The organism is Burkholderia sp. AU30198 (assembly GCF_020419825.1).
Classification (GTDB): Bacteria; Pseudomonadota; Gammaproteobacteria; order Burkholderiales; family Burkholderiaceae; genus Burkholderia.
On sequence record NZ_JAIZSA010000018.1, the window covers coordinates 117,480 to 143,348 of the forward strand.

The 25,869-nt window shown below is 64.9% G+C and carries 25 protein-coding genes and 1 pseudogene; 3 read left to right on the plus strand and 23 right to left on the minus strand.

What is annotated here, in order from left to right; translation table 11 throughout:
- Positions 1-47 precede the first annotated feature (47 nt).
- Positions 48-1,370, plus strand: a complete 1,323-nt coding sequence (locus LGN19_RS31330; RefSeq protein ID WP_122950144.1) for an MFS family transporter — start codon at positions 48-50, stop codon at positions 1,368-1,370.
- A gap of 171 nt (positions 1,371-1,541) precedes the next feature.
- Here LGN19_RS31330 and LGN19_RS31335 read toward each other — a convergent pair.
- The 7 genes and pseudogenes from LGN19_RS31335 to LGN19_RS31365 all read right to left on the minus strand — a co-directional run.
- Positions 1,542-1,760, minus strand: a pseudogene (locus LGN19_RS31335) (4Fe-4S dicluster domain-containing protein); the annotation flags it as partial.
- A 121-nt stretch (positions 1,761-1,881) separates the two neighbouring features.
- Entirely contained in the window at positions 1,882-2,721 is an 840-nt protein-coding gene (locus LGN19_RS31340) for an HpcH/HpaI aldolase/citrate lyase family protein (protein WP_174959927.1), read from the minus strand.
- Between the two features lie 45 nt (positions 2,722-2,766).
- Positions 2,767-3,702 carry an electron transfer flavoprotein subunit alpha/FixB family protein gene (locus LGN19_RS31345; RefSeq protein ID WP_226219112.1) on the minus strand — a complete coding sequence of 312 codons (936 nt, stop codon included), beginning with the start codon at positions 3,700-3,702 and terminating at the stop codon, positions 2,767-2,769.
- 16 nt (positions 3,703-3,718) lie between these two features.
- Entirely contained in the window at positions 3,719-4,468 is a 750-nt protein-coding gene (locus tag LGN19_RS31350) for an electron transfer flavoprotein subunit beta/FixA family protein (RefSeq protein WP_226219114.1), read from the minus strand.
- Between the two features lie 227 nt (positions 4,469-4,695).
- Entirely contained in the window at positions 4,696-5,490 is a 795-nt protein-coding gene (locus LGN19_RS31355; RefSeq protein WP_226219116.1) for a MetQ/NlpA family ABC transporter substrate-binding protein, read from the minus strand.
- 33 nt (positions 5,491-5,523) lie between these two features.
- Positions 5,524-6,177 carry a methionine ABC transporter permease gene (locus tag LGN19_RS31360; protein WP_043181878.1) on the minus strand — a complete coding sequence of 218 codons (654 nt, stop codon included), beginning with the start codon at positions 6,175-6,177 and terminating at the stop codon, positions 5,524-5,526.
- Positions 6,167-7,201 carry a methionine ABC transporter ATP-binding protein gene (locus LGN19_RS31365; RefSeq protein WP_226219118.1) on the minus strand — a complete coding sequence of 345 codons (1,035 nt, stop codon included), beginning with the start codon at positions 7,199-7,201 and terminating at the stop codon, positions 6,167-6,169. Before LGN19_RS31365 ends, LGN19_RS31360 begins: the two co-directional genes overlap by 11 nt.
- 217 nt (positions 7,202-7,418) lie before the next feature.
- Here LGN19_RS31365 and LGN19_RS31370 point away from each other — a divergent pair, with 217 nt between their 5' ends.
- Entirely contained in the window at positions 7,419-8,339 is a 921-nt protein-coding gene (locus LGN19_RS31370; RefSeq protein ID WP_226219120.1) for an alpha/beta hydrolase, read from the plus strand.
- A gap of 25 nt (positions 8,340-8,364) precedes the next feature.
- Here LGN19_RS31370 and LGN19_RS31375 read toward each other — a convergent pair whose 3' ends face one another.
- Complete coding sequence (locus tag LGN19_RS31375; RefSeq protein ID WP_011351344.1) at positions 8,365-9,288, minus strand: histone deacetylase family protein; 924 nt, start codon at positions 9,286-9,288, stop codon at positions 8,365-8,367.
- Between the two features lie 43 nt (positions 9,289-9,331).
- On the opposite strand from LGN19_RS31375, the gene mltB reads away from it, so the two are divergent.
- Positions 9,332-10,675 (plus strand): lytic murein transglycosylase B, encoded by a 1,344-nt coding sequence (mltB, locus tag LGN19_RS31380; RefSeq protein WP_226219122.1) that lies wholly within the window; start codon positions 9,332-9,334, stop codon positions 10,673-10,675.
- 78 nt (positions 10,676-10,753) lie between these two features.
- Here the strand turns inward: mltB and cysM are convergent, their stop codons facing one another.
- The 15 genes from cysM to LGN19_RS31455 form a co-directional block, all read right to left on the minus strand.
- Positions 10,754-11,656, minus strand: a complete 903-nt coding sequence (gene cysM / locus LGN19_RS31385) for a cysteine synthase CysM (protein WP_122944793.1) — start codon at positions 11,654-11,656, stop codon at positions 10,754-10,756.
- A gap of 217 nt (positions 11,657-11,873) precedes the next feature.
- Positions 11,874-12,218: a ComEA family DNA-binding protein gene (locus LGN19_RS31390; RefSeq protein ID WP_226219124.1), complete on the minus strand. Its 345-nt coding sequence runs from the start codon at positions 12,216-12,218 to the stop codon at positions 11,874-11,876.
- 73 nt (positions 12,219-12,291) lie between these two features.
- Positions 12,292-13,284 carry an ADP-glyceromanno-heptose 6-epimerase gene (gene rfaD, locus LGN19_RS31395; RefSeq protein ID WP_122944792.1) on the minus strand — a complete coding sequence of 331 codons (993 nt, stop codon included), beginning with the start codon at positions 13,282-13,284 and terminating at the stop codon, positions 12,292-12,294.
- Positions 13,285-13,347: 63 nt separating this feature from the next.
- On the minus strand, positions 13,348-14,298 hold the full coding sequence (gene rfaE1, locus LGN19_RS31400; protein WP_122944791.1) for a D-glycero-beta-D-manno-heptose-7-phosphate kinase: 951 nt from the start codon (positions 14,296-14,298) through the stop codon (positions 13,348-13,350).
- 7 nt (positions 14,299-14,305) lie between these two features.
- Positions 14,306-15,706 carry a UDP-glucose dehydrogenase family protein gene (locus LGN19_RS31405; RefSeq protein ID WP_122944790.1) on the minus strand — a complete coding sequence of 467 codons (1,401 nt, stop codon included), beginning with the start codon at positions 15,704-15,706 and terminating at the stop codon, positions 14,306-14,308.
- 90 nt (positions 15,707-15,796) lie between these two features.
- Positions 15,797-16,969 (minus strand): lipopolysaccharide assembly protein LapB, encoded by a 1,173-nt coding sequence (gene lapB, locus LGN19_RS31410; RefSeq protein ID WP_174962248.1) that lies wholly within the window; start codon positions 16,967-16,969, stop codon positions 15,797-15,799.
- 53 nt (positions 16,970-17,022) lie between these two features.
- Positions 17,023-17,316, minus strand: a complete 294-nt coding sequence (locus LGN19_RS31415; RefSeq protein WP_122944788.1) for a lipopolysaccharide assembly protein LapA domain-containing protein — start codon at positions 17,314-17,316, stop codon at positions 17,023-17,025.
- A 210-nt stretch (positions 17,317-17,526) separates the two neighbouring features.
- Positions 17,527-17,850, minus strand: coding sequence for an integration host factor subunit beta (locus tag LGN19_RS31420; RefSeq protein WP_006486894.1), 324 nt, complete (start codon positions 17,848-17,850; stop codon positions 17,527-17,529).
- A 22-nt stretch (positions 17,851-17,872) separates the two neighbouring features.
- Complete coding sequence (gene rpsA / locus LGN19_RS31425; protein ID WP_122946624.1) at positions 17,873-19,585, minus strand: 30S ribosomal protein S1; 1,713 nt, start codon at positions 19,583-19,585, stop codon at positions 17,873-17,875.
- A 141-nt stretch (positions 19,586-19,726) separates the two neighbouring features.
- Complete coding sequence (gene cmk / locus LGN19_RS31430) at positions 19,727-20,413, minus strand: (d)CMP kinase (protein WP_175223441.1); 687 nt, start codon at positions 20,411-20,413, stop codon at positions 19,727-19,729.
- A 13-nt stretch (positions 20,414-20,426) separates the two neighbouring features.
- Positions 20,427-21,731, minus strand: coding sequence for a 3-phosphoshikimate 1-carboxyvinyltransferase (gene aroA / locus LGN19_RS31435; RefSeq protein WP_174962244.1), 1,305 nt, complete (start codon positions 21,729-21,731; stop codon positions 20,427-20,429).
- 13 nt (positions 21,732-21,744) lie between these two features.
- Positions 21,745-22,671, minus strand: coding sequence for a prephenate dehydrogenase/arogenate dehydrogenase family protein (locus LGN19_RS31440; RefSeq protein ID WP_226219126.1), 927 nt, complete (start codon positions 22,669-22,671; stop codon positions 21,745-21,747).
- Positions 22,672-22,857: 186 nt separating this feature from the next.
- On the minus strand, positions 22,858-23,940 hold the full coding sequence (gene pheA / locus LGN19_RS31445) for a prephenate dehydratase (protein ID WP_226219128.1): 1,083 nt from the start codon (positions 23,938-23,940) through the stop codon (positions 22,858-22,860).
- 33 nt (positions 23,941-23,973) lie between these two features.
- Positions 23,974-25,056, minus strand: a complete 1,083-nt coding sequence (serC, locus tag LGN19_RS31450) for a 3-phosphoserine/phosphohydroxythreonine transaminase (protein WP_122944784.1) — start codon at positions 25,054-25,056, stop codon at positions 23,974-23,976.
- A 155-nt stretch (positions 25,057-25,211) separates the two neighbouring features.
- Complete coding sequence (locus LGN19_RS31455) at positions 25,212-25,811, minus strand: DUF2059 domain-containing protein (RefSeq protein ID WP_006486966.1); 600 nt, start codon at positions 25,809-25,811, stop codon at positions 25,212-25,214.
- Positions 25,812-25,869 lie beyond the last annotated feature (58 nt).

The following is a 25,869-nucleotide window of genomic DNA, read 5'->3' on the forward strand; positions in this document are numbered from 1 at the left end:
AGAGTATGCGCTCAAGCGCTGACTCTGATCGACATTGGAGACAACGCATGCCTGTCACGACCGTGGCCGATTCGGCCAATCCACGCCCCTCTGACGCGATTTCCGCTCGCAAGCCTGCCTTGAAAGCCATCCTCGTGGCTTGCTCAGGCAATGTGGTCGAGTGGTTCGACTTCTTCGCCTATGCGTTCACGGCGCTATATTTCGCGCCGGCATTCTTTCCCGCCGGCGATCCGACATCGCAGTTGCTCAATACCGCCGGCATCTTCGCAGCCGGGTTCCTGATGCGTCCCGTGGGCGGCTGGCTCTTTGGCCGGATCGCAGACCGGCGGGGGCGGAGGAAATCGATGGTCATCTCGGTGCTCATGATGTGCTTCGGTTCGCTCATGATCGCCGTGTTGCCGACCTATGCGCAGATCGGTTCGTGGTCATCCCTGCTGCTGTTGCTCGCACGTCTGCTTCAAGGCCTGTCCGTCGGCGGAGAATACGGCACCAGCGCGACCTATCTGAGCGAAGTCGCCACGCCCGGGCGCCGGGGGTTCTATGGCTCGTTCCACTACGCGACGATCATTGCAGGTCAGTTGCTCGCGGTGCTCGTCGTCGCGATTCTTCAGTCGCTGCTGACAACGGAGGAACTCCGCCACTGGGGCTGGCGGGTTCCGTTCGCAATCGGCGCCGTTGGCGCGGTCATCGCGATGGTCGTGCGGCGCGCGATGCACGAATCCAGCTCCAGTGCGCATCGCGCCCATCCGCTGGCCGGCACGATTCGAGGCATGCTGCAGCATCCCAGGGAGCTGCTGATGGTGCTGGGTTTTACAGGGGGCGGCTCGCTCCTGTTTTACACGACCACCTCGTACATGCAGAAATACATGGTCAACACGGCCCACATGAACCCGAAGACGGCCAGCAGCGTCATGACCGGCGCACTCTTCATCTTCATGTGCGTGCAGCCGCTGTTCGGCATGTTGTCCGACCGCATTGGCCGCCGTCCGCAGATGATTGCATTCAGCCTGTTCTTCATCGGTGCGACTGTTCCGCTGATGACCGTCATCGGCACGAATGCGGATCCGTGGAAGGCGTTCGGGCTGGTCCTGGTGAGCCTGCTCGGCATGAGCCTGTACACCTCCATCAGCGGGCTGCTCAAGGCAGAATTGTTCCCGGCAGGTGTTCGCGCGATGGGCGTGGGCCTGCCCTATGCCATCGCCAACGCCGCGTTCGGCGGAACAGCGGAGTATGTCGCGCTGTGGTTGAAATCCCGTGGCATCGAGTCCACGTTCTTCTGGTACGTGAGCGCCATGAGTGTCGTGCTCCTGATTTGCTCGATGTGTCTCCGACGCGCGGGCGAAGCGACGCACCTCGACGAGCGGCAGTAGCGGCCGGAAGCCGGCGCCACGCGCGCGTCGCCGAGTATCGGGAAGGTCGGGGCGTCGCGTTGCGGCACGATCGCGACGGCACGATCATCAATGTGCTTCGCGCAGTCTCGGGATTCCGATCGTTCGCAAACCCCTCGTCTGTCGTAATGAGGGGTTTTCTCTTCCACATCGCATATTCGGGTAGTTCGGCCCGCCGCCACCTCCAGGCGTGACCCACACGATGTTCTGCGTCGGGTCCTTGATGTCGCGGGTCTTGCAGTGCACGCAGTTCTGCGCGTTGATCACCAGGCGATCGCCGCCGACGTCGTTCTTCTCGAACGCGTACACGGCCGCCGGGCTGAAACGACCCTCCGGCCCCGCGGACGTGCGCAGGTTCGCGTTCACCGGCACGTATGCGGGTAATGCGGTGTTCCGTCCGTGTTTCAGGTTTCAAGCAGGTTGGGATGCAACGCGCTGGATGGTCTATCCCGGTTCAATCGTTCGAACTGAACGCGGCTCGCCGGGAGCCGGTTCAGGCAGCCACCGTCATCCCGCGGTGCGACGCAAATGCGAGAACCTTCTGCGCACGCAACAAAACCGGGCGGTCGACCATCTTTCCATCGACCGTCGTGGCGGCACCGTCCGCGCGAGACACCGCATCGACCACGCGAATCGCCCATTCCACGTCGCGAGCGCTCGGGCTATAACACTCGTGTACCGCCGCGATCTGCTTGGGATGGATACAGAGCTTCGCCCCGAAACCATGACGCTTGCCGTTCCGCGTATCCGCCACGAGCCGCTCCGTATCGTGGATATCCGGCGTGACACCGTCCACCGGCTGCTCGATCCCGGCGACACGCGAAACAAGGGCTAGCTGGGTCCGGTACGGATTCAATGCCTCGCAATCGTCGTCGGTTCCCATCTCCGCGATGAAGTCGAGCGTGCCGAACATCAAGCGCTTCACATAAGGCGCCTTGGCGATGTCCATCGCCGACCACATCCCGCGTGCCGTTTCAATGAGAGGAAAAACCGGGATCTTGCGTTTCGCGTTCGATACGACTTCGACGATATCGTCGAGGCTCTCCGTTTTGGGAATGACGACACCCGCGATACCTTCAAGCGCAACGAGTTTTGCATCCTGCTCGAACCAGGGTGTACCACGTCCGTTGATTCTCACCAGAACCGGCTGGTGGCGGGACACCCATGCCCTCACGGTTTCCCGAGCGCTCACCTTGGCTGCGGGCTCCACCGCATCCTCCAGATCGATGATGACCGCGTCGGCGCCACTCGCAAGCGCGCTCGCGAAACGTTCCGGCCGATTGCCCGGAACAAAAAGATATGACTGGGCGGAGAACGCAACTTCGGATGACATGGCAATCTTCTGTAAAAGGGACGAACAGGGAGCAGGACTCGCCGATCACTGCAATGCTTCGCCTAGCTCCGGCACGAGCGCGAACAGATCGCCGACGAGACCGTAGTCGGCCACGCCAAAGATCGGCGCTTCCGGATCCTTGTTGATCGCGACGATCACCTTCGAATCCTTCATGCCGGCCAAGTGCTGGATCGCACCCGAGATGCCGACCGCGATGTACAGCTGCGGTGCGACGATCTTGCCGGTCTGGCCGACCTGGTAGTCGTTCGGCACGTAGCCTGCGTCGACTGCCGCGCGCGATGCGCCCAGTGCTGCCGACAGCTTGTCCGCCAGCGGCTCCAGCACCTTCGTGTAGTTTTCGCCGCTGCCCAGACCGCGGCCGCCCGACACGATGATCTTCGCGCTCGTCAGTTCCGGCCGGTCCAGCTTCGTTACTTCACGGCTCACGAATTGCGACTTGCCGGCGTCGGCTGCCGCTTCGATCTTCTCGACCGATGCGCTGCCGCCTTCCGCTGCCACCGGATCGAAACCGGTCGCGCGCACCGTGATCACCTTGATCGGATCGCTCGACTGCACCGTCGCGATCGCGTTGCCCGCGTAGATCGGGCGCTCGAACGTGTCGGCAGACACCACCGCCGTGATGTCCGAGATCTGCGCGACGTCCAGCTTCGCGGCGATACGCGGCGCGATGTTCTTGCCGTAGGCCGTCGCCGGCGCGAGGATGTGCGAGTAATCCTTCGCGATGTTCAGCGCGGTCGCTTCGACGTTTTCCGCGAGCCCCACTTCGAGTTGCGGCGCGTCGGCCAGGAGGACCTTCGATACGCCTGCGATCTTCGCTGCTGCGTCGGCTGCCGCTTGTGCGTTGTGGCCCGCGACCAGCACGTGAATGTCACCACCGATCTTCGCTGCCGCCGCCACCGTGTTCAGCGTCGCGGCCTTGATCGACGCGTTGTCGTGTTCTGCAATCACCAGAATCGTCATTTCTTTCCGCTCCCTCTTACAGCACCTTGGCTTCGGTCTTCAGCTTCTCGACCAGCGTCTTCACGTCCGGCACCTTCACGCCGGCTGCGCGCTTCGGCGGCTCGACCACCTTCAGCGTCTTCAGACGCGGCGCAACGTCCACGCCCAGGTCTTCCGGCTTCACGGTTTCCAGCGGCTTCTTCTTCGCCTTCATGATGTTCGGCAGCGTCACGTAGCGCGGCTCGTTCAGGCGCAGGTCGGTGGTGATCACCGCCGGCAGCGTCAGCGACAGCGTTTCCGCGCCGCCGTCGACTTCGCGTGCGACCGTTGCACGGCCGTCGGCCACCGTCACCTTCGACGCGAACGTCGCTTGCGGCAGGCCTGCCAGCGCAGCCAGCATCTGGCCCGTCTGGTTCGAATCGTCGTCGATCGCCTGCTTGCCGAGGATCACCAGTTGCGGCTGCTCCTTGTCGACCAGCGCCTTCAGGATCTTTGCGACGCCCAGCGGCTCGACGCCATCGGTCGACTCGACGAGGATCGCGCGATCCGCGCCGATCGCCAGCGCCGTACGCAGCGTTTCCTGCGCTTGCGCGACGCCCACCGATACGGCGATCACTTCGGTCGCCACGCCCGCTTCCTTCAGGCGCACGGCTTCTTCAACCGCGATTTCGTCGAACGGGTTCATCGACATCTTCACGTTCGCGATGTCGACACCCGTGTTGTCCGACTTCACGCGGACCTTCACGTTGTAATCGACCACTCTTTTCACTGGCACCAGGATTTTCATGCACACGCTCCAAAGTTACGAATACGACCAGAGGCCATTCTATAGCGAGGCCTCATGACTGCGCGGCCAAGCGGACCCAACCTTCGTGGTTGTCGAGGATACCGCTTCTTGGCGACGCGCCAATGATAGCGAACGGTCGTTCTATTTTAAAAGAGAAAAAACCCGGACGCAAAGCCCGGGTTTTCGATCATCGACTCTAATCTCGCCGGGCGCCCTTGCTCCGCCCGTCACCAGGCGGCAATGACCGCTCCGCCGAACTTGCCTTCGATGAACTGCTTCACATCGGCCGAATGATAGGCTGCGACCAGTTTCGCGACCCACGGCTTGTTCCGGTCCGCCTCGCGGATCGCCAGGATATTCGCGTACGGGCCATTCGGCCCTTCGATCGCGATCGCGTCCTGTTTCGGTTTCAACCCTGCTTCCATCGCGTAGTTGGTGTTGATCGCGGCCGCGTCGACGTCGCCGAGCGAGCGCGGAATCTGCGCCGCATCGAGTTCGACGATCTTCAGCTTGCGCGGATTGTCGACGATATCGAGCGGCGTCGCCTTCAGCCCCGCGTCCGCGCGCAGCTTCAGCAGGCCCTGCTTTTGCAGCAACAGCAGCGCACGGCCGCCGTTGGTCGGATCGTTCGGGACCGCGATGCGCGCGCCCGGCTTCAGTTCGGCCAGCGATTTCACGCGCTTCGAATAGACGCCCATCGGGAACGTGACGGTATCCGCGATCTTGATCAGCTTGTAGCCGCGATCCTTCACCTGCGCCTGCAGATACGGATCGTGCTGGTAGCTGTTCGCATCGAGGTCGCCCGACGCGAGCGCGGCGTTGGGCTGCACGTAATCGGAGAATTCGACGATGCGGATGTCGAGGCCGCTCTTCGCCGCGACCTTCTTCACCGCTTCCATGATCTGCGCGTGCGGCCCGCCCGTCACCCCCACCTTGATGGTTTCGGCCTGAGCGTGCGCGCCCGCGAACAGCGCGGCCGCGCCGAGGGCCGCCGCGAATTTCAGCATGAAGCGTCGTTGCATCGTGTGTCTCCTGACGGATAGATCAGTTTTGTTTTACTTGTGGCTCAGCCGGCGGACGAGCCAGTCGCCGAACGACTGCACGATCTGCACGAACACGATCAGGATCGCGACCACCGTCCACATCACTTCGGGCAGATAGCGCTGGTAGCCGTAGCGGATCCCGAGATCGCCGAGGCCGCCGCCACCGATCGCGCCCGCCATCGCCGAATAGCCGACCAGCGACACGAACGTGATCGTCAGGCCCGCGACGACGCCCGGCAGCGATTCGGGCAGCAGCACCTTGAAGACGATTTGCGACGTGGTCGCGCCCATCGATTGCGCAGCCTCGATCAGCCCGCGGTCGACTTCGCGCAACGCCGTCTCGACGAGACGCGCGATGAACGGCGCGGCCGCGAGCGTCAGCGGCACGACCGCCGCGGCCGTGCCGATCGACGAACCCGTGATGAGCCGCGTAAACGGAATCACCGCGACCAGCAGGATGATGAACGGCGTCGAGCGGACCGCATTCACGATGCCGCCAAGCACACGGTTCACGGCGAGGTTCTGCAGCACGCCCTGGCGATCGGTCAGGTAGAGCAGCACACCGAGCGGCAGGCCGACGAGCGCGCCAACCACTCCGGAGATGCCGACCATGATCAGCGTCTCCCAGAACGACTGCACGAACATATCGAACATCTCACTCAACATACGAAAGCTCCTCTACCACCACACCTTGCTCGCGCAGGAACGCGAGTGCCTGCCCGACCTTGCCCGGCTCGCCGCCCGCGAGCACCGCGAGCGAACCGAATGCCTGCCCCTGGATCTCGTCGATCTGGCCGTGCAGGATGTTGAAATCGAGCTCGTACCGGCGGATCGTCTCCGACAGGATCGGCTGGTCGACACCCGAGCCCGTGAACGCCAGCCGCAGCAGATGCCCGCTGCCCGTCTTCAGCCGTTCGGCCACGCGCGCCTTCAGCGCGGGCGGCAATTCCTGCGCGATCACATCGCCGATCAGCGCGCGCGTCACTTCATGATGCGGCTGCAGGAACACGTCGATCACGCGGCCTTCCTCGACCACACGCCCTGCATCGAGCACCGCGACGCGATCGCACACCTGCTTGATCACTTCCATCTGGTGCGTGATCAGCACGATCGTCAGGCCGAGCTCACGGTTGATGCGCTTCAGCAGGTCAAGGATCGAGCGCGTGGTCTCGGGATCGAGCGCGGACGTCGCTTCGTCCGACAGCAGCACCTTCGGCTGGCTCGCGAGCGCGCGTGCGATACCGACGCGCTGCTTCTGCCCGCCGCTGATCTGCGACGGATAGCGATCCTTCTGCGCGGACAGCCCGACGAGGTCGAGCAGCGGCAGCACGGACGCCTCGATCTCGGCACGGCTTGCGCCGGCCAGTTCGAGCGGCAGCGCCACGTTGTCGAATACCGTGCGCGACGACAGCAGGTTGAAGTGCTGGAAGATCATGCCGATCTCGCGGCGCGCCTCGCGCAGCGCGCCAGCCGGCAGCAGCGTGAGATCGCGCCCGCTGACGACGACATTGCCTTCGGTCGGCCGCGTGAGCAGGTTGATGGTGCGCACGAGCGTGCTCTTGCCGGCGCCGCTTCGGCCGATGATGCCGAACACCTCGCCCTGCGGGATCGTCAGGTTGATGTTGCGCAGCGCCTCGACCCAGCCGCCCGGCCCGGGAAATCGCTGCGAAAGATTGCGTAATTCGATCATGTAAACAAGACGGCGGCCGGCTGGCGAGTTGGCCCGCCAGTCGGCCGCCGATGCATCTGGAATAACCGTCGATTTTACCGCAAACCCCTCATTCCCCTTAATAATCGATTTCGATCTTTTCATAACTACACGAAATTAGAGGAGCGCCGCTGGCCCGCCGCAGGAATGCCGCGACTATGATCCCGGAACACATGCCAACGAACAGGGGACACGCCAGATGACCGCCACGACCACGCCGGCCGCCGCACCCGCCACCGCCGGACCGGCGCCTTTGGCGTCGCCCGCGCCGACCATGGGCCGGCTGCGTACCGCGGACGGGCTCGAACTGGCGTCGTACCGCTGGGCGGCCGGCGACGGCACCGCGCCGCCGCGCGCGACGATCGCGCTCGTGCACGGCCTCGCCGAACACGCGGGCCGCTATGCCGCACTCGCCGGCCGGCTGAATGCGGCCGGCATCGACGTGCTCGCGATCGATCTGCGCGGGCACGGCCAGTCACCCGGCAAGCGCGCCTGGGTCGAGCGCTTCGACGGCTACCTGAACGATGCGGATGCGCTGGTCGCGGAAGCCGCGCACGGCAATGCGCCGCTGTTCCTGATGGGGCACAGCATGGGCGGCGCGGTCGCGGCGCTATACGCGATCGAACGCGCGCCGGCACGCGGCCACGCGCTGACGGGCCTCGTGCTGTCGAGCCCGGCGCTCGCGCCGGGGCGCGACGTGCCACGCTGGATGCTCGCGGTGAGCCGCGTCATCAGCCGCGTCTGGCCAACCTTCCCCGCGATCAAGATCGATGCAGCGCTGCTGTCGCGCGATCCGGCCATCGTCGCGGCCAACCGCGCCGATCCGCTCGTGCATCACGGCGCGGTGCCCGCGCGCACCGGCGCGGAGATTCTCGACGCGATGGCACGCATCGAAAGCGGCCGCGGTGGACTGCGCGTTCCGGTGCTCGTCTATCACGGCACCGAGGACAAGCTGACCGAGCCCGACGGCAGCCGCGCGTTCGGCGCGCGCGTCGGCTCGCCCGATCGTACACTGACGCTATACGAAGGCGGCTTTCACGAAACGATGAACGATCTCGAACGCGACCGCGTGATCGACGCGCTGATCGCGTGGATTCACGCGCGCGTGCCGGCGCGCTGAGCGCGCCCGGCCGGTCGGTCGATCATCAGATGCCGGCCAGCACGCGCAGGTGTGCGACGACGCTGCGCCCGAGCGCGGACAGGTTGTAGCCGCCTTCGAGGCAGCTGACGATGCGGCCCTGCGCATGCCGGCGCGCCACGTCGACGATCTGCGCGGTCAGCCATTCGAAGTCGGCTTCGACGAGGCCGAGGTTGCCGATGTCGTCCTCGCGATGCGCATCGAACCCCGCCGACACGAACAGCATCTGCGGCTTGAACGCATCGAGGCGCGGCAGCCAGAACATGTCGACGGCCTCGCGGATCGCCATCCCGTTGCTGCGCGCGGGCATCGGCAGGTTGACCATGTTCGGCGCCTGGTGATCGACGCCCGAGAACGGATACAGCGGATGCTGGAAGAAGCTGCACATCAGCACGCGCTCGTCGTTCGCGAATGCGGCCTCGGTACCGTTGCCGTGATGCACGTCGAAATCGATGATCGCGACACGCTCGAGACCGTGTACGTCGAGCGCATGCCGTGCGGCAATCGCGACGTTGTTGAAGAAGCAGAAACCCATCGCGCGCGCCGGCTCCGCATGGTGGCCGGGCGGACGCACGCCGCAGAACGCATTCGCATAGCGGCCTTCGATCACCGCGTCGGTCGCCGCGATCGCGGCGCCAGCCGCGCGCAGCGCAGCGCGCCACGTATCGCGGTTCATCAGCGTATCGGGATCGATCTCGACGTAGCCATCGACCGGCGTCATGCTCCGGATGTAGTCGATGTGCGCCTGCGTATGCACCCGGCCCAGCGCTACCTCGCTCGCGAACGGAGCGGTTTCGTGCACGATCAGGTCGTCGATGCGGCTCGCGATCAGTTGATCCTGGATCGCCGACAGGCGGGCCGGACATTCCGGATGCCATTCCCCCATCTCGTGCAGCATGCAGTCGGGGTGCGTATAGAAAGCGGTTGCCATAAGCTGTCATCCGCGGCGCACGATGCGCCGCAGGTCTCCATCAATGATGTCCATCGTCTGCCGCGAATTCGCCGCTAACTTACCACAATGGGGGCCCGCCACGCCCCGGCGGGCCGGATCCGTCGGGTATACTGCGCCGAACCCAATCGCCCTGTCCGCCCGCTTCGACATGAATTCCAGCAAGCCTGCCGCCCTTCTCTCCGCGCTGTTCCGTGTTCGCGTGCCGCTCGTTGCGGCCGCCGTGGTCGCGGCCCTCGGCACCGCGTCTGCCGGCGCGCAGACGCAACCCGCGAAGTCCGCGGGCAAGCTCGTCGCACAGGCCCAGCCGCAGCAGCCGACGCAGCAAGGCCAGACCTTCGAAGAGGAAATCGTTCCGCAGCGTTACGCGAACAACGCGAAGGTCGACGCGTTCATCGACGATATGGTGAGCCGCAACGGCTTCGACTCCACCAGCCTGCACGCGCTGTTCTCGCGCATCAGCTATTCGGCGACGGCCGTCAAGCTCGTGAAGCCGGCCGCGTCGCCGACGGTCAAGAACTGGCGCGTCTATCGCTCGCGCTTCATCGAGCCGATCCGCATCAATGCGGGCGTGAAATTCTGGAAGGCGAACCAGGCAACGCTGCAGCGCGCATCCGAGCAATTCGGCGTGCCGCCCGAGGTGATCGTCGGCATCATCGGCGTCGAGACGATCTACGGCCGCTACATGGGCAATTTCCGCGTGCTCGACGCGCTGACGACGCTCACGTTCGACTATCCGGACACGCCGAATCGCGACAGCCGCCAGGCAACGTTCCGCAAGAACCTCGAGGATTTCCTGGTCTGGACGCGCGACAACCAGCTCGACCCGACCACCGTGCTCGGCTCGTATACAGGCGCGATCGGGATCCCGCAGTTCCTGCCGAGCAGCATCCGCGAATACGCGGTCGACTTCGACGGCACCGGCCATGTCGACCTGCGCAGCAGTCCTGTCGATGCGATCGGCAGCGTCGCGAACTACCTGAAGCAGCACGGCTGGGAAACCGATCGCCCGGTGGTCTGGCAGATCACGCCCGATACGGGCAGCCTGGGGATCGCACAGGCCGCCGCCGACGGCCAGCCCGAACCGCACTGGGCGCTGTCGCAACTGATGCGCGCCGGCATGACGCTGAACGAGCCGACGGTCAACATCACCACCGAAGCCGGTACGCCCGTGACGGTGGTCGACCTGCCGTCGCCGGGCCGCGCGACCGAGTACATGCTCGGGCTCAAGAATTTCTACGTGCTGACGCGCTACAACCGCAGCTTCTTCTACGCGCTCACCGTGTACCAGCTCGGCGAGGCCGTGAAGGCACAGATGGAAGCGAGCGGCGCACTTCAGCCGAGCGCCACCGAAACGCAGTCGCAGTAAGCACCGCCTGCCCAAAGAAAAAGCGCCGCACAAGCGGCGCTTTTTTATTGCACGTGCACTGCGCGCGCTTGCCCGCGTTCAGGCAGGAAACACGCCCGTGGACAGGTAGCGGTCGCCGCGATCGCAGACGATGAACACGATCGTCGCATTCTCGACCTGACGCGCAATGCGCATCGCGACTTCGCATGCGCCACCGGACGAAATGCCCGCGAAGATGCCTTCGACCGACGCGAGCCGGCGCGCCATCGTTTCCGCCGCGGCCTGGCTCACGTTCTCGACGCGGTCGACGCGGCTGCGATCGAAGATCGTCGGCATGTACGCTTCCGGCCACTTGCGGATGCCCGGAATGCGCGAACCGTCCTCCGGCTGCGCACCGACGATCTCGATGGCCGGATTCTGTTCTTTCAGATAGTGCGACGTACCCATGATCGTGCCCGTCGTGCCCATGGCCGACACGAAGTGCGTGATGCGCCCTTCGGTATCGCGCCAGATTTCCGGGCCCGTCGTTTCGTAGTGCGCAATCGGATTGTCGGGGTTCGCGAACTGGTCGAGGATCACGCCCTTGCCTTCGCGCTGCATCTCGTCCGCGAGATCACGTGCCAGCTCCATCCCGCCCTTCACCGGCGTCAGGATGATTTCGGCACCGTAGGCGGCCATGCTCTGGCGGCGCTCGACCGACAGATCCTCCGGCATGATCAGCACCATCTTGTAGCCGCGGATCGCCGCTGCCATCGCGAGTGCGATACCCGTGTTGCCGCTCGTCGCCTCGATCAGCGTATCGCCCGGCTTGATGCGCCCGCGCGCCTCGGCCTTGCTGATCATCGACAGTGCCGGACGATCCTTCACGGAACCGGCTGGATTGTTGCCTTCGAGCTTCGCGAGCACCACGTTGTTGCGCGCGCGAATCTCGTCGTCCGGCAGGCGGACCAGTTGGACGAGCGGCGTATTGCCGATCGTGTCTTCGATAGTTTTGTAAGCCATGGATATACCGTGAGTACGAGGCCGATCAATCGATCGATTGTAAACCACTCGTGCCGCTGCCCGCGCCGGCAACCCCATTGCGACGATGGAATACGCCTGCCGCACAACGCGTGGCCGCCGCATACGCCGTGCCCACGCAAAAAACCCGCGGCATGCCGCGAGAAGCCGTCGCAACGACGGCGACTGAAGGAGCTCGTTATCGGCCGCGCGCGACGCGTTACTTTTGCGCGGTGCGGGCAGGCGCAGCCGCGGGCTTGCCGGCCGCCGGCTTGCCCGCGGCCGGCAGCGCGGCACCCGTGCCGGCCACGCCTATCGTCAGGCCTTCCTGCTGAAGCCGCTCGACGGTATGGCCGCCCATGCCTTTCACGCGTGATGCGAGATCGTCCGCATTCCTGAACGGACCGCGTGCGCCGCGTTCGTCGAGAATCGCTTTCGCCCGTGCCGGGCCGATGCCCTTGATGCCGACGAGCGCATCCTCATTCGCGGTGTTGACATCGACGGCCGCCCAGGCCGACGCGATCGTGCCGAGCATTGCCGCTGCGACCAACCATTTCCTGATCATGTGCTGGATCTCCGATGAATACGGCCAGCGGCTGCCGACCGTGAGACCCAGTCTATCGATGCAACGCTTCCGCTTAAACCTGGCCGGATAGCCAACGCACGTAGCGGTCGACGCCTTCCTGCACGGTCAGGAACGGCGCGTCGTAACCGGCCGCACGCAGCTTCGTCTGGTCGGCCTGCGTGAAGCACTGGTACTTGCCGCGCAACGCATCGGGGAACGGCACGTATTCGATCAGCCCCTGCTCGACCTGCTGCGCGAGCGTCAGCGGCGGCAGGTTGTCGAGCACGCGCAACGTATTCACGACCGTCGACGCGATATCGTTGAACGGCTGCGCACGGCCGGTGCCGAGGTTGAAGATGCCCGACTTCTCCGGATGATCGAAGAAGTACAGGTTCACCTTCGTCACGTCCTCGACCGACACGAAGTCGCGCGTCTGCTCGCCCGGCGCATAGCCGTTGTACTCGCCGAACAGCTTCACCTTGCCTTCCGCGCGGAACTGGTTGAAGTTGTGGAACGCGACCGACGCCATGCGCCCCTTGTGCGTCTCGCGCGGGCCGTACACGTTGAAATAGCGGAAACCGGCGATCTGGCTCTTCGCGCTCGGCAGCACGCGACGGATCACCTGGTCGAACAGGAACTTCGAATAGCCGTAGACGTTCAGCGGCGCCTCGACGTCACGCTCCTCGACGAACCGCGTCGAGCCGCCGTAGGTCGCGGCCGACGATGCGTACAGGAACTGCGTGCCCTGCGCGAGGCAGGCGTCGAGCACCGCACGGCTGTAGCGGAAGTTGTTGTCCATCATGTAGCGGCCGTCGGTTTCCATCGTGTCCGAACAGGCGCCTTCGTGGAATATCGCGCGTACCTTGCCGAAATCGCCGCGAGCAAAACGTTCGACGAATTCCGTCTTGTCCAGATAGTCGTCGATCTCGCAATCGACGAGATTGCGGAATTTGTCCGCGCGCGTCAGGTTGTCGACGGCGATGATGCGCGTCTCGCCGCGCGCGTTGAGCGCCTTGACGATGTTCGCGCCGATAAAACCGGCTGCGCCGGTGACGATGAGGGTCATGATCGTCCTGCCTGAAAAGTGCGAGCGATGCGTGGGGCGCGCTTGTCGCGCCACCGCATGTGCTCAGTGAAACAGTTCGTCGTAGTCCACCGTGGCCGTGCCGAGCTTGCCGACCACGATGCCTGCCGCGCGATTCGCGAGCACGACGGCATCGACGAGCGGCACGCCTGCGCCGAGCATCGTCGCGACCGTCGCGATCACGGTATCGCCCGCGCCCGACACGTCGAACACCTCGCGCGCGAGCGCCGGGGCATGCAATTCGCCGGTGGCGGAAAAAAGCGTCATGCCCTCTTCCGAACGCGTAAGCAGCAGCGCGTCGATGTCGAGTTCCGCGCGCAGCTTCGCGACACGCGCTCGCAGATCGTCTTCCGATTTCCACTGCCCGACCACTTCGCGCAATTCCGCGCGATTCGGCGTGATCAGCGACGCGCCGCGATAGCGTGCCCAGTCGTCGCCCTTCGGATCGACGAGGACGGACTTGCCGGCCGCACGTGCCTTCTCGATCATCGTCGTGACGTGCGTCAGGCCGCCTTTCGCGTAATCCGACATCAGCACGACGTCGTGCTGCGGCAGCAGCGAATCGAAGCGCGCGAGCCCTGCGAGCAGCACCTCGTGCGTCGGCATGGCCTCGAAGTCGACGCGCAACAGCTGCTGCTGGCGCGCGAGCACGCGCAGCTTGATCGTGGTCGGCAGCGCCGGGTCGCGCTCGAGATGCGGTGTCACGCCGCTGCTGCCGAGCAGCTCGACGATCCGCTCGCCGGGCTCGTCGCAACCGACGACGCAAAGCAACCCGGCCTGGCCACCGAGCGTCACGGCGTTGCGCGCGACGTTGGCCGCACCGCCGAGCCGCTCTTCCTGACGCTGCACGTGCACGACCGGCACCGGCGCTTCAGGCGAAATGCGATCGACGTTGCCGAACCAGTAACGGTCGAGCATCACGTCGCCGACGACAAGCACGCGCGAGCGCGCGATCTGCGCACGCGGCACCGGAACGACTTCGCGGAGAGTATTCATCGTGCGGTCAGCCACGGGAAGACGACTGGGGATCGACATACGGCCGGCCGATCGCGTAGTAGTCGATGCCCAGCTCGGCCATCGCGTCCGGCTCGTACAGGTTGCGCCCGTCGAAGATCACCGGCACCTTCAGTTCAGCCTTCAGGCGTGTGAAATCGGGGCTCCGGAATTCCTTCCACTCGGTCACGATCACGAGCGCATCCGCGCCCTTCACGGCGACGTCCTGCGTGTCAACGAGATGCAGCCGCGCCAGCGCGTCCGCGTCATTGCCGAAATCCAGCGCGAACACGCGCCGTGCTTCTTCGATCGCGACCGGATCGTATGCACGCACGGTCGCACCGCGTGCGAGCAGCGCGGCGATCAGGCGGCGGCTCGGCGCCTCGCGCATGTCATCGGTGTTCGGCTTGAACGCCAGGCCCCAGACCGCGAACTCGCGGCCGGTCAGGTCGGCACCGAAGCGCTGCTCGATCTTGCCGATCAGCACGTCCTTCTGCGCATGGTTGGCCGCCTCGACGGCCTCCAGGATGCGCAGCGGCTGGCCGTTCTCGCCGGCCGTGCGAATCAGCGCCTGGACATCCTTCGGGAAGCACGAGCCGCCGTAGCCGACGCCGGCGTACAGGAAGTGATAGCCGATGCGCGGATCGGAGCCGATCCCGCGGCGCACGGCCTCGATGTCGGCACCGACCTTGTCGGCGAGATTCGACATCTCGTTCATGAACGAGATACGCGTTGCAAGCATCGCGTTCGCCGCATATTTTGCGAACTCGGCCGAACGCACGTCCATGTAGATCGTGCGCTCGTGGTTGCGGTTGAACGGCGCGTAAAGCTTCTTCATCTTCTCGCGCGCGATCGTGCCCGTCTCGTCGTCGTCGACGCCGATGATGATGCGGTCAGGACGCATGAAGTCTTCGACCGCGGCGCCTTCCTTCAGGAACTCCGGGTTCGACACGACCGAGAAGCGATGCGCGACACTGCCCGCCAGCCCGCGGGCGGCAAGCGCCTCGTCAACCACGCCGCGCACGCGCTGCGCGGTGCCGACCGGCACCGTCGACTTGTCGACGATCACCTTGAAGCTCGTCATGTGGCGGCCGATGTTGCGCGCGGCTTCGAGCACGTACTGCAGGTCGGCCGACCCGTCCTCGTCGGGCGGCGTGCCGACCGCGATGAACTGGATCTCGCCGTGCGCGACGCTCGCCTCGATGTCGGTCGAGAAGCGCAGGCGCCCCGCCGCGCGGTTGCGCGCGATGATGTCCAGCAGCCCCGGCTCGTGAATCGGCATCCCGCCGTTGTTCAGGATATCGATCTTGCGCGGATCGACGTCGAGACAGAAGACGTCGTGACCAATCTCCGCCAGGCAGGCGCCCGTGACGAGACCGACGTAGCCGGTGCCGATGATGGTGATTTTCATAGATGTTCCGGTACTTCCCGGTAATTGACTAACTTGGCCGCCGGGACGAGCCCGGCGACAACCGCAGCGCGTTGGCTCGGCGTACCGGGATCAGCCCGGCATCGCTGGTTCGACGCGGCGCGGCGCATAGGTTTCCCAGCCGCTGCATCCGGGACACTGCCAATAGAAAAGCCGTGCCCGGAAACCACAATTCTGGCACGTATACCGTGGCAGATTCTTCGTGCGCTGCTTGATCAGCGCACGCATCATTTCAAGTTCCTTACGGCGCGGTTCGTCGGCCGCCGCGATTTGCGCATCGAGCAGATGCAGCATCCCCGACAGGTTCGGCGACTTCTCCATCTGCGCGCGCGCGAGCGTGTGCGCCGCGTCCTGGCCACGCAACCCCGCGATGTGCTGGTACGCGATGTCGAGCAGGTCGTTCGACGGATAGCGATCGATATACCCCATCAGCAGCTCGGCGCCTTCGGCGTTCTTGCCGAGCGCGACATACGCCTTCATCAGCTTGTCGGCGACGAGCGGCAGATACGCCGGATTCTGCGCTTCGACGCGCTTCCAGTGCTCGATCGCGGCCGCGTGGTTGCCCTCCGCTTCCGCCGCGTCGCCGGACAGAACCGTCGCGCGAACGTTCTGCGGGTTCACCGCCAGCGCCAGGCGCAGCTGCTCGGCGGCCGCTGCCGCGTTCTTGCGCTGCAGCGCGTCCTGCGCGAGTTCGCAGTGGAACTGTGCGATTTCGACGCCAAGCGGTTTGTCGCTCATCGACTCGATGCGCTTCGCCGTATCGATCGACTTGTTCCAGTCCTTCTCGATCTCGTAGATCGTCAGCAGCGCCCGCTGCGCGCCGAGAGCGTAATCGCCGTCGGCGAGCTTGTGGAATGCCTCCTCGGCACGATCGAGCAGGCCGGCTTTCAGGAAATCCTGGCCAAGCTCGTACAACGCGTGGTCGCGCTCGTTGACCGGCAAGTCCGTGCGGCTCAGCAGGTTCTGATGCACACGGATCGCTCGATCGGTTTCGCCGCGGCGGCGAAACAGGTTGCCGAGCGCGAAGTGCAGTTCGACCGTCTCGGGATCGAGCTTGGCGACCTCGATGAACGCGTCGATCGCCTTGTCGGGTTGTTCGTTCAACAGAAAATTCAGGCCGCGAAAATACGATCGCGGCAGGTTGGCACTCTCCGACAGGAGATTCTTCAGGTCATAGCGTGACGCCGCCCAACCGAGCGCGAACGCGACCGGAATCGCGAGCAACCACCAGAAATCCAGATCCATGCGAAATATCGAAGCAGAGACGAAAACCGCGCGATGATCGCGCGGCGTCCGGGTTAAATGACGGGCGGCATCGGCGGCTGGTCGATGACGGCCGGCGTTTCGCGCGCCGCGCGCAGATCGCGCTTCAGGCGCCCGTTCTCGAGACGCAGGCGGAAGACCGACGGCAGCGCGGACAGCAAGCCGGCCAGCAGCCCCACGGCGAAGAACGCCAGACCGAGCAGGATCAGCGGCGCTTGCCATGAAAAGCCGGCAACGAAATTCAGCGTCGCGGTTTGCGTATTGGCCAGCGCAAGCACCAGCAGCAGCACGAACACCAATACCCGGATCAGCCAGACGATAAACTTCATGAAGCCCTCTCTTTGTTGAGGTTTGCCGCGGCGCGCGACTCCCCTTCGTCGCGCCGAATCGACCCGTATTGTAAAGGAAGCGTTTCCGCGGCTGCGCACATCCTGCGCGCGCCCGTTACGCCGCCCGCGCCGGAAATGAAAAAAGCGCCCGCAAGGGGCGCTTTTCTTTTCAGCCTTCGCCGGATGGGTTCCGGGCACACCGGTTGACGCTCAACGCTCGTCGTCCGGATCGTCAGCCTTCAGCGGTTCACCGGCGCGGCCGTCGACGCGTTCACGCAATTCCTTGCCAGGCTTGAAGTGCGGCACGAACTTCTCGGGCACCTGCACTTTCTCCCCCGACTTCGGGTTGCGTCCGACGCGCGCCGGGCGACGGTTGAGGCCAAAGCTGCCGAAACCCCGAATTTCGATACGATGCCCTTTCGCCAGGGCGTCAGACATCGCATCGAGCATCGTTTTCACCGCGAAATCCGCATCCTTGAGGACAAGTTGCGGAAATCGCGATGCCAGCTGCGCGACCAACTCGGATTTGGTCATACTTCAGCAGACCTCGTGAGGCTTACTGGTTCTGGCCGTCGAGCTTCGCCTTCAGCAGCGCGCCGAGGTTGGTCGTACCGGTCGCAGCAGAGCTGGAGTCCGACTGCAGGCCGCGGATCGCTTCCTGTTGCTCAGCCGAATCCTTCGCCTTGATCGACAGGTTGATGCCGCGCGACTTACGATCGATGTTGATCACCATCGCGTTGACCTTGTCGCCTTCCTTCAGCACGTTGCGTGCATCTTCGACGCGATCCTGCGAGATTTCCGACGCACGCAGGTAGCCTTCGATGTCGCCCGTCAGCGTAACGACCGCACCCTTCGCATCGACCGTCTTCACGACGCCGTCGACGATCGAGCCCTTGTCGTTCATTGCAACGTAGTTGCTGAACGGGTCGCCTTCGAGCTGCTTGATGCCGAGCGAAATACGTTCCTTCTCGACGTCGATACCGAGCACGATTGCTTCGACTTCGTCGCCCTTCTTGTACTTGCGAACGGCTTCTTCGCCGGTTTCGCTCCACGACAGGTCCGACAGGTGGACCAGGCCGTCGATGCCGCCCGGCAGACCGATGAACACGCCGAAGTCGGTGATCGACTTGATTGCGCCCGTGATCTTGTCGCCCTTCTTGAAGTTGCGGCTGAAGTCATCCCACGGATTCGGCTTGCACTGCTTCATGCCGAGGCTGATACGACGACGGTCTTCGTCGATCTCGAGGACCATGACTTCGACTTCGTCGCCCAGCTGGACAACCTTCGACGGAGCAACGTTCTTGTTGGTCCAGTCCATTTCCGACACGTGGACGAGGCCTTCGATGCCCGATTCCACTTCGACGAATGCGCCGTAGTCGGTGATGTTCGTGACCTTGCCGAACAGGCGCGTGCCCGACGGGTAACGGCGCGAGATGCCTTCCCACGGATCGTCGCCCAGTTGCTTGATGCCCAGCGAGACGCGGTTCTTCTCTTGGTCGAACTTGAGGATCTTCGCGGTGACTTCCTGGCCAACCGACAGGACTTCGCTCGGGTGACGCACACGACGCCATGCGATGTCGGTGATGTGCAGCAGGCCGTCGATGCCGCCGAGGTCGACGAACGCGCCGTAGTCGGTGATGTTCTTGACCACGCCGTTGACGATCGCGCCTTCCTTCAGCGTCTCGAGCAGCTTCGCGCGCTCTTCGCCTTGGGTTGCTTCGATCACTGCACGACGCGACAGCACGACGTTGTTACGCTTGCGATCGAGCTTGATCACGCGGAACTCGAGCGTCTTGCCTTCGTACGGGGTCGTGTCCTTGACCGGACGCGTGTCGACCAGCGAACCCGGCAGGAACGCGCGGATGCCGTTGACCATCACGGTCATGCCGCCCTTCACCTTGCCGGTGATCGTGCCGGTGACGAGTTCGTTGTTGTCGAGAGCCTTTTCCAGCGACAGCCACGATGCAAGGCGCTTCGCCTTGTCGCGCGACAGGATCGTGTCGCCGTAGCCGTTTTCGAGTGCGTCGATCGCGACGGACACGAAATCGCCCGACTGCACCTCAACCTCGCCCTGATCGTTCAGGAATTCCTCGATCGGAATGTAAGCCTCGGACTTCAGGCCTGCATTGACGACCACGAAGTTGTGGTCGACGCGCACGACTTCGGCGGAAATCACTTCGCCGGCGCGCATGTCTTGGCGGGTCAGCGACTCTTCGAACAGAGCCGCGAAAGATTCAGTATTCGGGGTAGAGGTTTGCAGGTCGGACATAAAAATCTGATTGTGCATGGATCGCTGTGCCACGCCGGCCGGAATGGCAGGCTGAAAGGGCCAGATCGAGGTCCACACGGGGTTAAGGGTTCGAAACACGCTCCGCATTTACGCGCGGAGCACCTACCGCTACCCGCCTTCTCAGGCGGGCTGGCCGAGCGCCCGGTACCACTGCAGCACCTGGTCGACGGCTTCATCGACCGAAAGTGCGGACGTATCGAGCAGCTTGGCATCTGCCGCGGGCTTCAGCGGCGCGGCCGCGCGATTGCTGTCGCGCGCGTCACGTTCACGAAGATCCCGGAGCAAGTCATCTATATTAGCAGAAAAACCTTTTTGCATCAATTGCTTATGCCGTCTGGTCGCGCGCGCCTCGGCGCTGGCCGTCAGGAACACCTTCAGCATGGCATCCGGGAAGATCACTGTGCCCATGTCGCGCCCGTCTGCAACGAGGCCCGGCGTCTTGCGGAACGCGCGCTGGCGCGCGACGAGCGCGGTGCGAACCGGCCCGTGCACGGCGATCGCCGATGCGCGGTTGCCGACCGCTTCGGCGCGGATGTCGTTCGACACATCGACGCCGTCGAGCTGCGCACAGCCTTCGCGGAACGTGATGTGGAGATCGTCGATCAGCTTCACGAGTGCATCGATGTCGTCGGCCGCGATGTCGTAGCGCACGCTCGCCAGCGCCGCGAGACGGTACAGCGCGCCGCTGTCGAGCAGGTGGAAGCCGAGATGCGCGGCGACGAGCGCGGCGACGGTGCCCTTGCCGGAAGCAGTCGGGCCGTCGATCGTGATGACAGGGGTCGGGTGAAAGGGGCGGGTCGATTTCATCGGAACAATCAGGTCAGGCTTTGGCGAGCGCGGCGAAGCGGTCGAAATAGTCGGGGAACGTCTTGCCGACGCACTTCGGGTCATTGATCCGCACGGGCACGCCGCCCAGGCTGACGAGCGAGAAGCACATCGCCATCCGGTGATCGTCGTACGTGTCGATCGCCGCGTTCGGCGTGAGCTTTTCCGGCGGCGTGACGACGAGATAGTCGGGGCCTTCCTCGACGATCGCACCGACCTTGCGCAGCTCGGTCGCCATCGCGGCGATGCGGTCGGTTTCCTTCACGCGCCAGCTGGCGATGTTGCGCAGCGTGCTCGTGCCGTTCGCGAACAGCGCCGCGACCGCGATGGTCATCGCCGCATCGGGGATCAGGTTGAAGTCCATGTCGATCGGCTCAAGCTTGCCGTGGTCGTGGCCGATGCCGCGCACGTCGATCCAGTCGTCGCCCATCGTCACGTTCGCGCCCATCTGCATCAGCGCATTCGCGAAGCCGACATCGCCCTGGATGCTCGCGCGCCCCACGCCTTCGACGCGCAGCGGGCCGCCGCCAAGCGCGCCGGCCGCGAGGAAGTACGACGCGGACGACGCGTCGCCCTCGACCATGATCCGCCCCGGCGAGCGATAGCGGACACCGGCCGGCACGACGAAGCGCTGCCAGCCGTCGCGCTCGACGGTCACGCCGAAGCGCTCCATCAGCCGGATCGTGATGTCGATGTACGGCTTCGAGATCAGCTCGCCGTCGACCTCGACGACGGTCTTGCCGTCCTTCGCCTTCACGAGCGGCAGCGTCATCAACAACGCCGTGAGGAACTGGCTCGACACGTCGCCGCGCACGCGGATCGGGGCGTCGACGGAAACCGTCGCGGGCTTGATCCGCAGCGGCGGGTAGCCTTCGTTCAGCTCGTAGTCGATCTGCGCGCCGATCTGCCGCAGGCCGTCGACGAGATCGCCGATCGGCCGCTCATGCATGCGCGGCACGCCGTGCACGCGATAGTCACCGCCGTTCACCGCGAGCGCGGCGGTCAGCGGCCGCACGGCCGTGCCCGCGTTGCCGAGGAACAGGTCGGCCGACTTCGCGGTGAATGCGCCGCGCGTACCCGTGACGACACAGGTGTCGCCATCGCGCGCGAGCTTCACGCCGAGCTTGCCGAGTGCATCGAGCATCACGCGCGTGTCGTCGGAGTCGAGCAGGTTGGTGATCGTCGTTTCGCCTTCGGCAAGCGCCGCGAGCAACAGCACGCGGTTCGAAATGCTCTTCGAGCCGGGCAGGCGCACGGTGCCCGATGCGCTGGAGTACGGGCCGAGATCGAGATAGTCCATGGGAATCGTCCTGTTATTTCTTGACCGGTTCGGCAGCGGGCGTACCGCCGCGCTCCTGCCATGCCTTGCGCGCGGCGCGCGAGCGCGTGAACACGGCTTCGAGCGCCGCGCCGTCGCCGGCGTCGATTGCCGCGCGCAGCCGTGTGAGCACGCGCGTGTAGCCGTCGAGTTCGTCGAGCAGCGCCGCGCGGTTCGCGACGCACACATCGCGCCACATCTCCGGGCTCGACGCCGCGATGCGCGTGAAATCGCGGAAGCCGCCCGCCGCGTACGAGAATTTCAGTTCCGCGTCAGCCTCGCCGAGAATCTGCTCGACGAGCGCGAACGACAACACGTGCGGCAGATGGCTGATCGATGCAAACACGCGATCGTGCTGCTCCGTGCTCATCGTGCGCACGTCGGCGCCGGTCGCGCGCCACATCGCGTCGATCCGGGCGACGGATTCGGCCAGGTTCTCCGGCAGCGGGCACAGCACGACGTTGCGGCCGACGTACAGATCCGGCAACGCGGCCTCGACGCCGCTCGACTCGCGACCGGCAATCGGATGCCCGGGCACGAACTGCGCGATGCGCGCGCCGAGCGCTTCGCGCGCAGCCGCGACGACATCGGACTTGGTGCTGCCCGCATCGGTGACGATCGTCGCCGCTTCAAGCCACGGCGCGATGCGCGCGAGCAACGGGCCCGTCTGCGCGACGGGCGCCGCCAGCAGCACGAGATCGGCACCTGCCAGCGCGTCGCGCAATTGTGCATCGTCGTCGAGCGCCGCCGCGCGGTCGATCACGCCGAGCGCGAGCGCACGCTCGACCGACGTACGCGAACGGCCCACGCCGACGACCTCGCCCGCGCCGCCTGGCGCGCGCTCGCGCAGTGCGCGGGCCAGCGATCCGCCGATCAGGCCGACGCCGAAAATGACCAGTTTGTTGAATGCAAAGCCTGACACGACAAGAGCCAAGTTACGCGCGCGGGACGACACCCCGCACGCGGAATTCCAGATTCCGGGCAACGGGCCCGTATCCGGCACAACCTGCGCCGGATACCGCCCGAACCCGCCTTCGGCAGTGCCGACCGGCCTGCCCTGCCCGCCTGGCCGCCACGCCTGCTCGAACAGGCGACGGGCCGCCGCGCATCAGCGTGCGCGCGGATACGATCCGAGTATCTTCAGGAACGCGGCCTTCTGGCCGAGTTCCGCGAGCGCGGCTGCTACCGACGCGTCGTCGCGGTGCCCTTCGATGTCGATGTAGAAGTAGTACTCCCACGTGCCGACGCGCGCCGGACGCGACTCGAAGCGCGTCATCGACACGCCGTGCCGCGCGAGCGGCTCGAGCAGCTTGAACACGGCGCCCGGCTCGTTCTTCACCGACACGATCAGCGACGTCTGGTCATGACCGCTTTGTCCGGCCGGCTGCTTGCCGATGATCACAAAGCGCGTGCGGTTGTGCGGATCGTCCTGGATCAGCGAGAACGCGATCTGCAGACCGTAGTGCGCGGCTGCACGGTCGCCCGCGATCGCCGCGACGGTCGGATCGGCCGCCGCGAGACGCGCGGCCTCCGCGTTGCTCGCCACCGCCTGCCGCTCGAGCTGCGGCGCATTCGCCGCGAGCCACTGCTGGCATTGCGCAAGCGCCTGCGCATGCGCGCAGACACGCTTCACACCGTCGAGCGTGCCGCTCTGCGTCAACAGGTTGTGGTGGATCGGCAGCGCGAGCTCGCCGCTGATCAGCAGTTGCGTCTGCAGCAGCAGGTCGAGCGTGCGCGACACGGCGCCTTCGGTCGAATTCTCGACCGGCGCGATGCCGAACGCGGACCCGCCGGCCTCGACCGAGCGGAACACCTCGTCGATCGACGGGCACGGCAGCCCCTCGATCGACTGGCCGAAATACTCGAGCATCGCCTGCTCGCTGTACGTGCCGACCGGCCCGAGGAACGCGACGTGGATCGTCTGCTCGAGCGCGCGGCTCGCCGCCATGATCTCGCGCCAGATGGCGCTGATGTGCTCGCTCGCGAGCGGCCCCGCGCTCATGTCCTGCAGCCGTGCGATCACCTGCAGCTCGCGCTCCGGCCGGAACACCGGCGCATTGAAATGCTTCTTGACCTCGCCCACCTCCAGCGCCACCGCGGCGCGCTGGTTCAGGAGCGCGATCAGCTGCGCATCGATCGCGTCGATGCGATCGCGCAGCGGTTTCAGGCGGGAATTCAGTTCGTCGTCCATGCGTTTTGCCGTGCTGTTTGAACAGCGCCGCCGTCAGGCGCCGCGCTGCTCGAAGTCCTTCATGTACTCGACGAGCGCTTTCACGCCCTCGAGCGGCACCGCGTTGTAGATCGACGCCCGCATGCCGCCGACGGACTTGTGGCCCTTCAGCTGCAGCAGCCCGCGCGCCTTTGCGCCGGCAAGGAAGTCTTCGTTGCGCGTTTCGTCGGCCAGGAAAAACGGCACGTTCATCCGCGAACGTGCTGCCGGCTCGACCTTGTTCAAATAGAAACTGCTCGCATCGATCGTGTCGTAGAGCAGCTTCGCCTTTTCGATATTGCGGGCCTCGATCGCTTCGAGACCGCCCTGCCGCTTCAGCCACTGGAATACCAGACCCGCGATGTAGATCGCGTAGGTAGGCGGCGTGTTGTACAGCGAGTTGTTCGCGGCGATGGTCTTCCATTCGAACGCGGACGGGCAGATCGACAGCGCGCGGTCGAGCAGATCCTCGCGCACGATCACGAGCGTCACGCCGGCCATCCCGATGTTCTTCTGCGCGCCGCCGAACAGCACGCCGTACTTCGCGACGTCCATCGGACGCGACAGGATGTGCGACGAGACGTCCGCGACCAGCGGTACGTCGCCGAGATCGGGAATCTCGAACGTCTCGACGCCGTCGATCGTCTCGTTGGTGCACAGATGCACGTAGGCCGGATCGTCCGACAGTTGCCATTCGGCGCGCGTGGGCGCACGCGTGAAGCCGTCTTCCGTCTTGCCGGTCGCGGCGAGGTGCGGCGTGCCGTATTTCTTCGCTTCGCTGAACGACTTCTGCGACCACGAGCCCGTCACGACGAAGTCGGCCGTCTTGCGCGACCCGAGCAGGTTCATCGGCACGATCGCGTTTTCCGCGATACCGCCGCCCTGCAGGAACAGGATCCGGTGGCTGGCCGGCACACCGAGCAGGTCGCGCAGGTCGGTCAGCGCGGCCTCGTGGATCGACATGAATTCCTTGCCGCGGTGGCTCATCTCCATCACGCTCATGCCGCTGCCGTGCCAGTCGAGCATTTCGTCGGCAGCTTGCCGCAGCACTTCCTCGGGCATCGCCGCAGGGCCGGCGGAGAAATTAAAGACGCGCATCGTGAAAACCTCGGAGGGACGCGACCGGCTCGCTGCCGGCAGAACGCGCCAGAAAAGAAATGGCCGCTTGCGCTCGCGCGCAAACGGCCATTATCGCACTGTCGTCAGGCTCCCGCCAAACCCGGCCGAACGGCCGAGGGCGTGCCCGGACGGCTTTACTTGCCCGGCTTGACTGCTGCGACTTCCTTGTCAGCCTGCGTGCGCGTTGCCTGGATAGCTTGCGGCATGTACTTCTGCATCAGGCCGTTGACCACGTCGCGACCGACTTGATCCTGAACCTGGATGAACTTGCGGCCCGTCGGGCTCTTGTAGAACGTCGTCAGATCCTTGATTTCCGACGTGCTGTAGTACTTCGCGTAGGCGTCGTACTGAGCCGACATCGCGTCGCTCTGGAACTGTTGCGTGCCGAACACCTTGCCTGCGCCGTCAACCAGCTTCGGCACCGCGTTCTTCTGCAGCGTCGGAACGGCAGCCTGCTTCTGCTTGTCGTTCAGCGTCTTGTTTTCCGACAGCGCGTCCGACAGGATCGCCGGGACGAGTTGCTTGGCCTGCATTTCGGCGCTGTTGCCGATTGCCGACACGAGCTTCGGCGCGTCGATCGCGTCGAGCAGATCCTTGATCGCTGCCTTCTTGTCGGCGTCGATCGGCGCAGCTGCTGCCGGAGCTGCCGGTGCGGAATTCGACAGCGCTTGCGCCATCGCGAACGTCGGCACCAGTGCAGCCAGCAGAACCAGTTGCTTGAATTGCTTTTGCATCATCACTCCCTTTTGGAAATATGAATGGTTGCTCGCCGGCCGCGGCGCTTCGCGCCCG

Excerpts from the sequence above, each read along its gene's own strand:
- pheA (WP_226219128.1), bottom strand. The coding sequence starts at position 23,940 with ATGGACGACGAACTGAATTCCCGCCTGAAACCGCTGCGCGATCGCATC.
- LGN19_RS31340 (WP_174959927.1), bottom strand. The coding sequence starts at position 2,721 with ATGTCATCCGAAGTTGCGTTCTCCGCCCAGTCATATCTTTTTGTTCCG.
- cysM (WP_122944793.1), bottom strand. The coding sequence starts at position 11,656 with ATGGCTTACAAAACTATCGAAGACACGATCGGCAATACGCCGCTCGTC.
- LGN19_RS31405 (WP_122944790.1), bottom strand. The coding sequence starts at position 15,706 with ATGAAAATCACCATCATCGGCACCGGCTACGTCGGTCTCGTCACGGGC.
- LGN19_RS31455 (WP_006486966.1), bottom strand. The coding sequence starts at position 25,811 with ATGCAAAAGCAATTCAAGCAACTGGTTCTGCTGGCTGCACTGGTGCCG.
- LGN19_RS31355 (WP_226219116.1), bottom strand. The coding sequence starts at position 5,490 with ATGCAACGACGCTTCATGCTGAAATTCGCGGCGGCCCTCGGCGCGGCC.
- rfaD (WP_122944792.1), bottom strand. The coding sequence starts at position 13,284 with ATGACCCTCATCGTCACCGGCGCAGCCGGTTTTATCGGCGCGAACATC.
- LGN19_RS31330 (WP_122950144.1), top strand. The coding sequence starts at position 48 with ATGCCTGTCACGACCGTGGCCGATTCGGCCAATCCACGCCCCTCTGAC.
- mltB (WP_226219122.1), top strand. The coding sequence starts at position 9,332 with ATGATGTCCATCGTCTGCCGCGAATTCGCCGCTAACTTACCACAATGG.
- aroA (WP_174962244.1), bottom strand. The coding sequence starts at position 21,731 with ATGGACTATCTCGATCTCGGCCCGTACTCCAGCGCATCGGGCACCGTG.
- LGN19_RS31360 (WP_043181878.1), bottom strand. The coding sequence starts at position 6,177 with ATGTTGAGTGAGATGTTCGATATGTTCGTGCAGTCGTTCTGGGAGACG.
- LGN19_RS31375 (WP_011351344.1), bottom strand. The coding sequence starts at position 9,288 with ATGGCAACCGCTTTCTATACGCACCCCGACTGCATGCTGCACGAGATG.
- LGN19_RS31365 (WP_226219118.1), bottom strand. The coding sequence starts at position 7,201 with ATGATCGAATTACGCAATCTTTCGCAGCGATTTCCCGGGCCGGGCGGC.
- LGN19_RS31415 (WP_122944788.1), bottom strand. The coding sequence starts at position 17,316 with ATGAAGTTTATCGTCTGGCTGATCCGGGTATTGGTGTTCGTGCTGCTG.
- rpsA (WP_122946624.1), bottom strand. The coding sequence starts at position 19,585 with ATGTCCGACCTGCAAACCTCTACCCCGAATACTGAATCTTTCGCGGCT.
- LGN19_RS31390 (WP_226219124.1), bottom strand. The coding sequence starts at position 12,218 with ATGATCAGGAAATGGTTGGTCGCAGCGGCAATGCTCGGCACGATCGCG.
- lapB (WP_174962248.1), bottom strand. The coding sequence starts at position 16,969 with ATGGATCTGGATTTCTGGTGGTTGCTCGCGATTCCGGTCGCGTTCGCG.
- LGN19_RS31350 (WP_226219114.1), bottom strand. The coding sequence starts at position 4,468 with ATGAAAATCCTGGTGCCAGTGAAAAGAGTGGTCGATTACAACGTGAAG.
- cmk (WP_175223441.1), bottom strand. The coding sequence starts at position 20,413 with ATGAAATCGACCCGCCCCTTTCACCCGACCCCTGTCATCACGATCGAC.
- serC (WP_122944784.1), bottom strand. The coding sequence starts at position 25,056 with ATGCGCGTCTTTAATTTCTCCGCCGGCCCTGCGGCGATGCCCGAGGAA.
- rfaE1 (WP_122944791.1), bottom strand. The coding sequence starts at position 14,298 with ATGAATACTCTCCGCGAAGTCGTTCCGGTGCCGCGTGCGCAGATCGCG.
- LGN19_RS31370 (WP_226219120.1), top strand. The coding sequence starts at position 7,419 with ATGACCGCCACGACCACGCCGGCCGCCGCACCCGCCACCGCCGGACCG.
- LGN19_RS31420 (WP_006486894.1), bottom strand. The coding sequence starts at position 17,850 with ATGACCAAATCCGAGTTGGTCGCGCAGCTGGCATCGCGATTTCCGCAA.
- LGN19_RS31345 (WP_226219112.1), bottom strand. The coding sequence starts at position 3,702 with ATGACGATTCTGGTGATTGCAGAACACGACAACGCGTCGATCAAGGCC.